The following is a 9918-nucleotide window of genomic DNA, read 5'->3' on the forward strand; positions in this document are numbered from 1 at the left end:
CCTAACGCGGATCCTCACAGGGCCGCCGCGATCCTCCGCAAACGGTCGTGGACCCCTTCGTAAACGGAGATCCTCCCGAGGTACCGCTTCAAGATCTTGGCGACTATCGTGTAGTTGGTGTCGCAGACGTTTCCGACGGGGGCCTCGCCCGCCTGGCTGACCAGCTGGTAGGCGTCGAGGTGGTCGAGGCCGGTCAGCCCGGCGACCCAGGTGACGAGGTCGTGCTGGCTGATGCGGAACGCGTCCTCCAGCGGGCGGGCCGAGCCGGTGCTCATCAGGAAGTCGTCCGACTCGAGCCGTGGCCACGGCGTCGGTACCGCCTTGAGCAGCTCCACGACGACCGTCGTCTCCATCGCCGCCTCGACGGCCACGCCGCTGACCTCGCCGTGGCCCTGCCGCGCGTGGCCGTCGCCCAGGGCGAAGAGGGCGCCGTCGACGTTGACCCCGAGGTACACCGTGACGCCCGCCCGCAGCTCGGGGGTGTCCATGTTGCCGCCGTGCGCGTCGGGCGTGATCGTCATCTTCACCTCCGACGCCGCCGGCGCCACCCCGACGGTGCCGTGCATCGGGTCCATCGGCAGGTCGACGGTGAAGTCGCTGTTGCGGGCACGGTACCGCGCGATGCCGAGGTCGCGCGCCAGCTCGTACCACCACACCCGCTCCTCGAGCGGCGGCTGCAGCGTCGCCGTGTGCGACGTCGACGTCAGCGCGCCGAAGTGCGGGAACGTGCTGGACACGGCCCAGTCGCGGGCCGGCTCGATCGACGCGAAGTGCAGCGCGAGCGTGTCGCCCGGCTCGGCGCCCTCGACGTGGAACGGGCCGCTGACCGGGTTGAGGTACGGGAACCGGCAGACCACGGTCGGCAGGTCGTCGACGCCGCGGACCTTCCCGCCGAAGCAGTCCTCAGTGGACACCCGCAGCACGTCGCCGGGGCGGACCCGGCGCACCGGGGGCCGCCCGCCGAAGGTGTACGCGAGCTCGTCCGGCTCCGGCCGGTAGACGTGCAGGTCACTCATTGGTCTGTCCCGCGAGTCGGGGCCGGCGGCCGGTGGCGTAGAGCACGACGAGGATGACCACGCCGATGCCGAGCCAGGTGAAGCCGAGCATCTGCGCGGCGACCTTGGCGTTGATGACGACGTACAGCAGGATCGCGAACCCGATCAACGGGAACACCAGGTGGCGCAGCCAGTCGCGGCTGCCGTTGCGAACGACGTGGTGCCAGAACACCGAGACGTGCAGGGCCAGGAACGCGGTCATCGCCCCGAAGTTGATCAGCGTCGACAGCAGCGTGATGCCGTCGTCGCGCGACCACATGTAGAGGCCCAGCGCGAGCGACACCACCGCCACGACGAAGGTGGCATTCGTCGGCACCTTGTGCCGCTGCGAGATGCGCGACAGGAACGACGGCAGCTGCCGGTCGCGCGCCATCGCGTACAGCAGGCGGGAGGTCGCCACCTGCGCCACCAGCGAGTTGGCGAAGCCCCAGGCCACGGCGGTCGCGACCGCGGTCAGCGTGGCGAGCCAGGCGCCGCCCCCGACGTGGGCCGCGTCGTAGAAGGCGGTCCCGTCCGAGTCCCCCTCGGCGAGGAGCCGCTGCGGCTCCGGCACCAGCAGCGCCGCGACCCACGTCTGCACGATGAACAGCACGCCCGCGAGCATCAGCGCGGCCACCATCGACCGGCCGATCTGCCGGGCCTCGCCCTTGTGCTCCTCGGCGAGCATCGAGATGCCGTCGAAGCCGAGGAACGACAGCACCGCGATCGACACCGCCCCGAAGACGAGGGACCAGGAAAAGGTGGCGCTGTTGTACAGCGGCTCGAAGCTGAACCCGCGGCCCTTGCCCTGCGCGAGCGCCACGACGCCGATGACCAGGAAGATCGCCAGCACGATCAGCTCGCCGACGAGCATGAACTTGTTGACGATCGCGGTGAGCTGGATGCCGAGCAGGTTGACGACGGTGTTGAGCGCGACGAAGGCGACCAGCCAGACCCACACCGGCACTGCGGTGACCACGGAGTTCATCGCGACGCTGGCGATGAGGTACAGCAGGCCGGGCACCAGCACGTAGTCGAGCAGGATCACCCAGCCGGCCAGGAAGCCGACCGGGGCCGCGATCCCGCGCCCGGCGTAGCTGTAGACCGAGCCGGCCATGGGGAACGCCTTGACCATCTGGGCGTAGGACAGCGCGGTGAAGACCATGGCGACCATGCCGATGGCATACGCGAGGGCGACCATGCCGCCGGAGCCCTGGAAGACGCCGCCGAAGATGCCGAACGGCGCGATCGGCACCATGAAGATGAGGCCGTACACCAGGAGGTCGGTGAACGTGAGCGAGCGCTGCAGTTCCTGGGTGTATCCGAACCGCTCGATCTGCTGTGGGTCCGTCATGTCGCCACACGGTAGACCGAATACTTGAATCTGGAAAGATCTCACTTACGGCGGATCGCCGCCACCGCACCGAGGGCGACGGTCGCGACGGCGCACAGCAGCAGGGTCTGGCGGGCGCCGAACGCCTCGACCAGGGGGCCGCCGAGCACCGTGCCGAGCGGCGCGGCCAGGGCGGCGACCGAGCCGAAGGTGGCCAGGGCGCGGGTGTCACCCTGGAGGCGGGCCATGGCGACCGGCAGGAACGGGGCCCAGACCAGGCCGGCGACCCCGAACGCGGCCATGGCGAGCGGCTGCGGCGCGCCGAGGCCGAGCGGGAGCATCGCGATGCCGAACGCGCCGATGATGGCGGCGACCGGCGGGTGGCGGCGCACCCGCGCGGTGAGCAGGCCGCCGGCCACCGCTCCGGCGCCGAACGCCGTGTAGTACCAGCCGAGCAGGGTCGCGTCGCCGCCGAGGTTCTCGGACACGTGGATCGGCATGGCCGCGTAGAACGGGCCGAACAGGAAGAAGAACAGCGCGCCGAGGACGATCAGGCCGGTCACCTTGAGGTGCTCCCGCTTCGGCTCGGGTGCGCGGGGGGTGCGCGGGACCATGCGGTAAGTAAGAGCGAGCACCGCGAATGAGGCGGCGTCGATGGCGATCACCACGCCCGGGTTGGTCCAGGCGATGAGCAGGCCCGCGAGCGGCGGGCCGGCGATCGTGGCGAACTCGGCGATCGTCGTGAGCACCGCGTTGGCGGCGACGTGCCGCTCGGCGGGCAGCAGCTCGGCGATGAGGGCGTAGCGGCCGGCCGAGCCCCAGGCGGCGAGCAGCGACGAGACCGCGAGCAGCGCGACGAACAGGCCGGGGCTCAGGGCGCCGAGCGCGTAGGTCACGGCGACCGCGCCGAGGCAGCCGGCGCGCAGGACGGCGTTCCAGCCGGCGAGCTGGGCCCCCGGCCTGGTGCGCAGCCAGCGCGCGAAGAGGACGCCGCCGAGCGCGCTGGGCAGGGAGTAGGCGGCGACCGCGACCGCCACCCAGGTCGGGCGGGGGTCGAGCTCGAGCGCGAGCCAGCTCACGGCGACGATCGACATGCCGTCGCCAAGGGCGGAGAACGCGAGCCCGGGCAGCAGCCGGCGGAGGACGGGGTGGTTCCACACCCGGCAACTTGATCGCGCTTCCGGCCCGGCGGGCAAGACTTATCGCCGTCGGCGTATTCAGCGCACAGCGGAGCGTGACAGGCCCCTACGGCCGATTGGGCGGGCCCTGTCCATGCGGTTAGGTTCAACCGGTTCGCTTGGCCGAGGAGGACTCGCGTTGGTGCCGCACTGGATTCGCCGGAAGATCATCCTGCCCGTCGTGGCGGCGGCGGTGCTCGGGGGCGCCAACATCCCGCCGATGTGGTCCGCCGCCAACAACTGGATGCACGAGCGGAAGATCAACAGCGCCGAATACAAGGCCACGCACGGGTTCTGGCAGGTCGTCGAGCTGCCGAAGGGCCAGCGGGTCAACGCGATCCACGCCGCGCTGCTCCCGTCGGGCAAGATCCTGCTCATCGCCGGCTCCGGCAACGACCGCACGCAGTTCGAGGCCGGCACGTTCAAGACGCTCATCTTTGACCCGGCCAACGGGCACACCGCGCTGGTGCCGACGCCGACCGACCTGTTCTGCGCCGGGCACGCGTTCCTGCCCGACGGCAAGCTGCTGGTGGCCGGCGGCACCCTGCGCTATGAGGTGCTCGAGCAGAACGTCGAGCGGGCCGGCGGCACGCTCACGGTGAAGAACGAGTCGCCGGAGAGTGAGCGCGCGTTCCCGAAGGGCACGGCGTTCGTCGCCCCGGACGGGAAGAAGTACATCGCCAACGACGACTTCGTCGTTCCCGCGGCCACGAAGGTCATCACGCCCGCGCACACCAAGAACGCCCCGCCGACCGTCACCATCACGGCCGGCCAGACGAAGATCTGGGTCGACGCGGCCGAGGAGGGCGCCGACTACGTGCGGACCACCTACGCGCAGTACGAGTTCGTGGGCCTGTCCGGCATCGACGCGCACAACCTCTACGCGATCGCCGACAAGATCGAGATGAAGAAGCAGGACTACCAGGGCCGCAAGGAGGCCTACGAGTTCAACCCGTTCACCGAGCAGTACGAGCGGGTGGGCGACATGCACGAGAAGCGGTGGTATCCGACGCTGACCGGCCTGCCCGACGGCTCGGTCCTCGCGGTGTCCGGCCTCGACGGCAGCGGCGAGGTGGTCAGCGGCGCGCAGAACGAGATCTACGACCCGCAGACCAAGCAGTGGACGATCCGCCGCGACCTGGACCGCTACTTCCCGACCTACCCGGCGCTGTTCCAGACCGATCGCGCGGGCGTGCTGTTCTTCTCCGGCTCCAACTCGGGCTACGGCCCGGCGACCAAGGGCCGCGTCCCCGGCTTCTGGAACCTCGGCGACAACAGCTTCGAGGCGGTGCCCGGCCTGCGCGACGCCGACCAGCTGGAGACGAGCATGTCGGCCTTCGCCGGCCCGGTGCAGGACCAGCGGGTGATCGTGGTCGGCGGCGGCGGGGTCGGCGAGTCGGCGAAGTCGACCAAGCGCATCGACGTCATCAAGCTCGGCGACGCCAGCCCGCGCTTCACGGCCGGCCCCGACCTGCCGCACGGCACCCGCTACCCCAACCTGGTCCAGCTCCCCGACGACACGGTCCTGATCACCAACGGCTCCGGCGACTACCGCGGCCGCGGCGCCTCCGACAACCACACGGCGCGCATCTACCACCCGTCGACGAACACCCTGTCGGTCGCGGCCGACCCGCACGTGGGCCGCAACTACCACAGCGCCGCGGTCCTGCTGCCGGACGGCCGCGTGCTCACGGTGGGCTCCGACCCGCTGTTCCGCGACAAGAAGAACAGCATCACGGGCACGTTCGAGCAGCGCCTGGAGATCTACACCCCGGCGTATCTCTTCCGCGGCCCCGGCCCGGTCGTCGGCGAGGGCCCCACCACGCTGACGTACGGCCAGCGGGCCACCTTCAAGTCCATGTCGACGGCGGGCGTGGCCTCGGCCCGCCTGATCCGCCCGAGCGCCGCCACCCACATGCTCAACACCGAGCAGCGGACGGTGGCCCTGGACCTGACCGCCGCCGCCGACTCGGTGACGGTGACGGTGCCCTCGTCGCAGGCCCTGCTCCCCCCGGGGCCGTACATGCTGTTCCTCGTCGACAAGAACGGCGTCCCCTCCCAGGCCCGCTGGGTCCAGGTCAACTAGGACGCAACATGATCGATGGAGACTTCTGGTCGTCATGGCAGCCAGAAGTCTCCATCGATCATGAGGCCGAACGGATCGGACCGGGTCAGGCGGAGTGCCCCGCGGGGATCACGTGGGTGGCGCCCGTGCCCAGGCGCTGGACGGCCAGCTCGGCGATCTCCGGGGTCAGGTTGCGGGCGTCGGCCACGTTCCAGCCGTCGCCCGCCGCGTACGTCGCGCCGGACCAGGTCGGGTGCAGGACCGGGATCACGGCCTCCATGACGGCGGCGAAGGTCCGGCCGTCCGTCGCCTCGTCGAAGGTGGTGATCGTGACGACCACGCCGTTCAGGGTGCAGGTGCCCTGGTCGCGGTAGGTGTAGACGGCGTCGGTGTGCTTCGCCGCCCGGGTGTAGCCGTCGCAGCCCAGGTTGTCGGCGATCGTCGACGCGTCCGCACCGAGGTACTTCGGCTTCGTCAGCGTGTCGATCGCGTTCGGGGCCTGCCAGCCGGCCACGCCGGCCACCGCGGCCAGGGCCAGGGCACCCAGCACCAGGCGGACGCGGTTCGGACGGCGCTCGTCGCCCGCCGGGCCGTTGGTCAGGATGTCGGCCGGCTTCTCGTCAAGGTCGATCGTGGTCAACTCGGCTACGCCCTTCATGTCGGCCATGTCGTACAAATCCAAACTAGGTGCGATTCCGGTGCGGTTCTGTCCCCTGACCGGCCGCGGTTACATCGACGACGCGGGGACGAAGGTGTAGCCGGCCGCCAGCACGCCCTCGACCGTGGCCTGCAGATAGCTCACGTCGACGTACGGGTGGAAGAAGAAGCTCGCCACGCCGTCGCGCACCGCCAGGTTGAGCTGCGCCGACTTGACGATGTCGGCCGGCAGGTGGGCCGGGTGGTTGTTGAACGGCTCCAGCTCGATGTTGCCGACGTTCTCCGGCACCGTGACCACGCCGTAGATGTCGCGGACGGTGTAGGGGAAGAACTGGCCGATGATCCGCGAGTACTCCACGGTGCCGCCGCGCAGCGCGCCCGAGCCGTACAGGCCGCGGTCGTAGCGGCGCTGGAAGTTCGCGGCGACCGCCTTGTTGTCCAGGTCCGAGCCGGCGTAGTGCGGGAACTCGAAGATGGTCGGCGTCTTCAGGCCGGCCTTGGCGAACTCGGCGAACGCCGCGTCGATCCGCGACTGGGCCCACTCCTGCGAGTCGCCCGGGACGGCGCCGTCGTAGATGACGCTGTCGGCCTCGTTGACGTGCGCCATGTAGAACTCGAAGTCGTCGGCGCTGACGCCGTTGTACGGGTTGATCGCGCTCTCGAACTGGTGCGTGTACCCGTGCATCAGCAGCGTGCCGCCGTGCGACTCCATGTACTTGAGCTCGGCCACCACGGCCGGCCGGTCGGCGAGCGTGTAGTCCTCGGCCGGGCCGCCCGAGTAGGTGCCGTTCGGGTCGCGGTAGCGGGAGTAGACGGCCACCGTGAACGGGATGTTCCTGCTGTACAGGTAGTCGGTGATCCGGCGCAGCTCGGCCGGGTCGGCGTCCGGGCCGACGTCCTCGATGCGCACCAGGGCGCGGTGCCGCTCGGCCGCCTGCGGGTCCAGCACGTCGTAGAGCATGTCGGCGAAGGCCACGTACCGGTCGTCGGCGCTGATGTAGGCGTAGGGGACCTCGCCGAGGTACCAGAAGTTGCCCGACCGGACGGCCCACGGCAGGGTGCTGGCGTCGGCGCGCACGGCGTCCCCGACGACGCTCACCTTGCCGCTGTCGTAGATCGTGGTGCCCATGATCCCGGCACCGTTCTGCGGGTCGCGCGTGAACGAGCGGCCCTTGTAGTTGACCGTCGACACCTGGGACACGTCGAAGCTGGTCCAGGTGAAGCCGCGGTTCGTGCCGAAGTTCGGGTCGCGGGCGGTCAGCTGCCAGATGTTGTCGTACACCCACACGACCGGCTTGCTCGTGGCGGTCACGTCGTCGAGGAACGCGGTGGGCAGCGGCTCGTCGTAGGTCGAGCCGAGGTAGATCACGGCCTGGTAGGCGTCGAGCTCGCCGGCCTGGTAGTCGACGACCGGCTGGGCCGTCCAGTCGCCGAAGTGCGACGCGAGGTTGGCGGTGGCGATGGCGTACTGCTCGCCGAGGAAGCCGTAGGGGCCGGTGGTGTCGTAGAGCACCAGCGTCCTGCCGGTCGCGCCGGGGATGCCGGCGCCGCTGCGGGCGTTGGCCAGCGGCTTGGCCGGGGTGGTCACGACGACCGGCTCGCTCGCCTGGGAGACGTTGCCGGCGGCGTCGAGCGCCTCGACCGTGAACGTGTACTGCTTGAGCTGGTCCAGGCCCTCGATCGTCACGTCGGTGGCGGTCGCGGTGACCACCTGCGGGCCACCGGTGATCCGATAGGCGACGACGCCGGTGTCGTCGGTCGACGCCGCCCAGCTCAATGCGACCGATGAGGGTGTCACGGTACCGGCGGTCGGCGTGCCGGGCCGCGAGGGAGCGGTCGTGTCCGGCAGCGGCGGCGGGGTCAGCGTGGTGAACTCGACGGCCGCGCTGGCCGCGGACACGTTGCCGGCGGCGTCGACGGCCCTGACCGTGATCGAGTGCGCCGTCGCCGGCGTCAGCCCCGACAGCGTCGTGCTCGTGCCCTCGACGGTGGCGATGGGCGCGCCGGCGGTACCGCTGAAAATCCGGTATCCGGTGACTCCGACGTTGTCCGTCGCGGCCGGCCAGCTCAGCGCGGCCGACGTCGTGGTCACGTCCGACGCGACCGGCTGACCCGGCGCGGTCGGCGCGGTGCGGTCGGCGACGCCGGTCGTGAACGCCCAGACGTACGGGTTGCTGAGCACGCCGCTGGTGTCCTTGACCTTCACGGTGAGCGTGTACCGCGTCGACTCCGCCAGCGCCGCGCGCGGCTGGAACGTGAAGGTGTGCGTCGGGGCGTCATAGGTGTAGTACGCCGGGACGGCGGCACCGCCGGCGGTCTTCACGAAGGAGTACCGCAGCGACGCCGGGTCGGTGGCCTCGTTGAACGTGATCGTCGGTTTGGCGGCGACCGAGACGCCGGTCGCCCCGTTCTTCGGCGTGACCGCGACGACGGCCGGCGCCGCGGCGTGTGCCGCCGTGCTGAGGCCTCCCGCGACGATGGTGCCGACGACCGCCGACCCCACCAGCTTCACCACTGTTCGCACGCGCTGCTCGCTTTCCTTGCTGGGCTTCGGATTCTGGGAGGGGCCCCGGCTCTGGTGCGGCCGGGGCCCCTACGGGGGTGGGGGGTTCGTCAGCTCGCGCAGATGACGTACGGCGTGACGTTGACCGAGCCGGACGAGCCGGCGCGGGAGAGCGTGAAGGTCCACGTGCGGTTGTTCTCGTCGGACTCGTCGCGGTGCGAGGAGCTCTGCGAGGCCGTGGCCGAGCCGGTGTTGTAGGTCCAGCCGCCGCCGACGACCGTGCCGCTGGTGCACGCGAAGGTGAAGGTGCGCGACCCGGAGCCCCAGTTGACCGGCGAGCCCTGCAGCTTGGTGTTGCCGGCGCCGGCCGGGCCGGTGGCGCCGGTCGCGCCGGTGTCGCCCTTCGGGCCCTGCGGACCCTGGGCGCCCTTGAGGTTGCCGGCCGGGGTCCAGGTCGCGGCGTCGGTCTTCTTGTAGATCGTGTAGTCGGTGGTGTTGAGGTACATGTCGCCGACCGCGCCGACCCCCGCGGCGGGAGCGCCCGCGCCGGTGAGCCAGGTGGCGCCGTTGGTGCCGTTCGCGCCGTCGGTGCCCCTGGACCCGTCGGCACCCTTCTCGCCCTGGGCGCCCTGGGCACCCGCGGCGCCGGCCTCGCCCTTGTCGCCCTTCTCGCCCTGGGCACCCTGCGCACCCTTCAGCGAGGCGAGCCACTCCTCGGGGCTGCCGACGAAGAGGCCGCTGTCGAGGGCCATCTGGTACGCGTCCTTGCCGTCGGTGCCGTGGCCGACGAGCGACTGCAGCCACTCCTCGACCGTGCCGATGGTGGGGTCGGCGGCGAGGGCGATGTCGTACGCGCTCGCGCCCGGCATGCCCGGCAGGCCCTGGGCACCGGTCGCACCGGTCGCGCCGGTCTCGCCCTGGTCTCCCTTGTCGCCCTTCTCGCCCTGCGGGCCGGGGGCGCCGTCCTTGCCGTTGACGCCGGGGATGCCCTGGAGGCCCTGCTCGCCCTGGTCCCCCTTGTCGCCCTTCTCGCCCTTGTCGCCCTGGGCACCGGCGGCGCCGGTGTCGCCTTTCTCGCCCTGAGCACCCTGAGCGCCCGCGGCACCGGCCTCGCCCTTCTCGCCCTGAGCACCCTGAGCGCCCGCGGC

General features: G+C 71.0%; 7 protein-coding genes. 1 reads left to right on the forward strand and 6 read right to left on the reverse strand.

The annotated features are described in order from the left end of the window. Positions 1-14: 14 nt before the first annotated feature. From IEZ31_RS52145 to IEZ31_RS52155, 3 genes are read right to left on the reverse strand one after another with little or no spacing between them, the layout of a single operon-like run. Positions 15-1016 (reverse strand): acetamidase/formamidase family protein, encoded by a 1002-nt coding sequence (locus tag IEZ31_RS52145; protein ID WP_190257623.1) that lies wholly within the window; start codon positions 1014-1016, stop codon positions 15-17. Next, complete coding sequence (locus IEZ31_RS52150) at positions 1009-2388, reverse strand: APC family permease (RefSeq protein WP_190257624.1); 1380 nt, start codon at positions 2386-2388, stop codon at positions 1009-1011. Before IEZ31_RS52150 ends, IEZ31_RS52145 begins: the two co-directional genes overlap by 8 nt. Positions 2389-2429: 41 nt before the next feature. Beyond that, entirely contained in the window at positions 2430-3527 is a 1098-nt protein-coding gene (locus IEZ31_RS52155) for an MFS transporter (protein ID WP_229837165.1), read from the reverse strand. 160 nt (positions 3528-3687) lie between these two features. Here IEZ31_RS52155 and glxA point away from each other — a divergent pair, with 160 nt between their 5' ends. Next, positions 3688-5631, forward strand: coding sequence for a radical copper oxidase GlxA (gene glxA, locus IEZ31_RS52160; RefSeq protein ID WP_229837166.1), 1944 nt, complete (start codon positions 3688-3690; stop codon positions 5629-5631). Positions 5632-5716: 85 nt separating this feature from the next. On the opposite strand, the gene IEZ31_RS52165 is transcribed toward glxA, so the two are convergent. The 3 genes from IEZ31_RS52165 to IEZ31_RS59300 form a co-directional block, all read right to left on the reverse strand. After that, a complete protein-coding gene (locus IEZ31_RS52165; RefSeq protein WP_190257627.1) occupies positions 5717-6268 on the reverse strand; it encodes a hypothetical protein in 552 nt (183 codons plus the stop codon). 69 nt (positions 6269-6337) lie between these two features. Next, complete coding sequence (locus IEZ31_RS52170) at positions 6338-8791, reverse strand: DUF2334 domain-containing protein (RefSeq protein WP_190257628.1); 2454 nt, start codon at positions 8789-8791, stop codon at positions 6338-6340. Positions 8792-8880: 89 nt separating this feature from the next. Further along, positions 8881-9918, reverse strand: a 1038-nt coding sequence (locus IEZ31_RS59300) for a collagen-like domain-containing protein (RefSeq protein ID WP_190257629.1), incomplete at its 5' end; no start/stop codon positions are given.

Source organism: Dactylosporangium sucinum (genome assembly GCF_014647515.1).
Taxonomy (GTDB): domain Bacteria; phylum Actinomycetota; class Actinomycetes; order Mycobacteriales; family Micromonosporaceae; genus Dactylosporangium; species Dactylosporangium sucinum.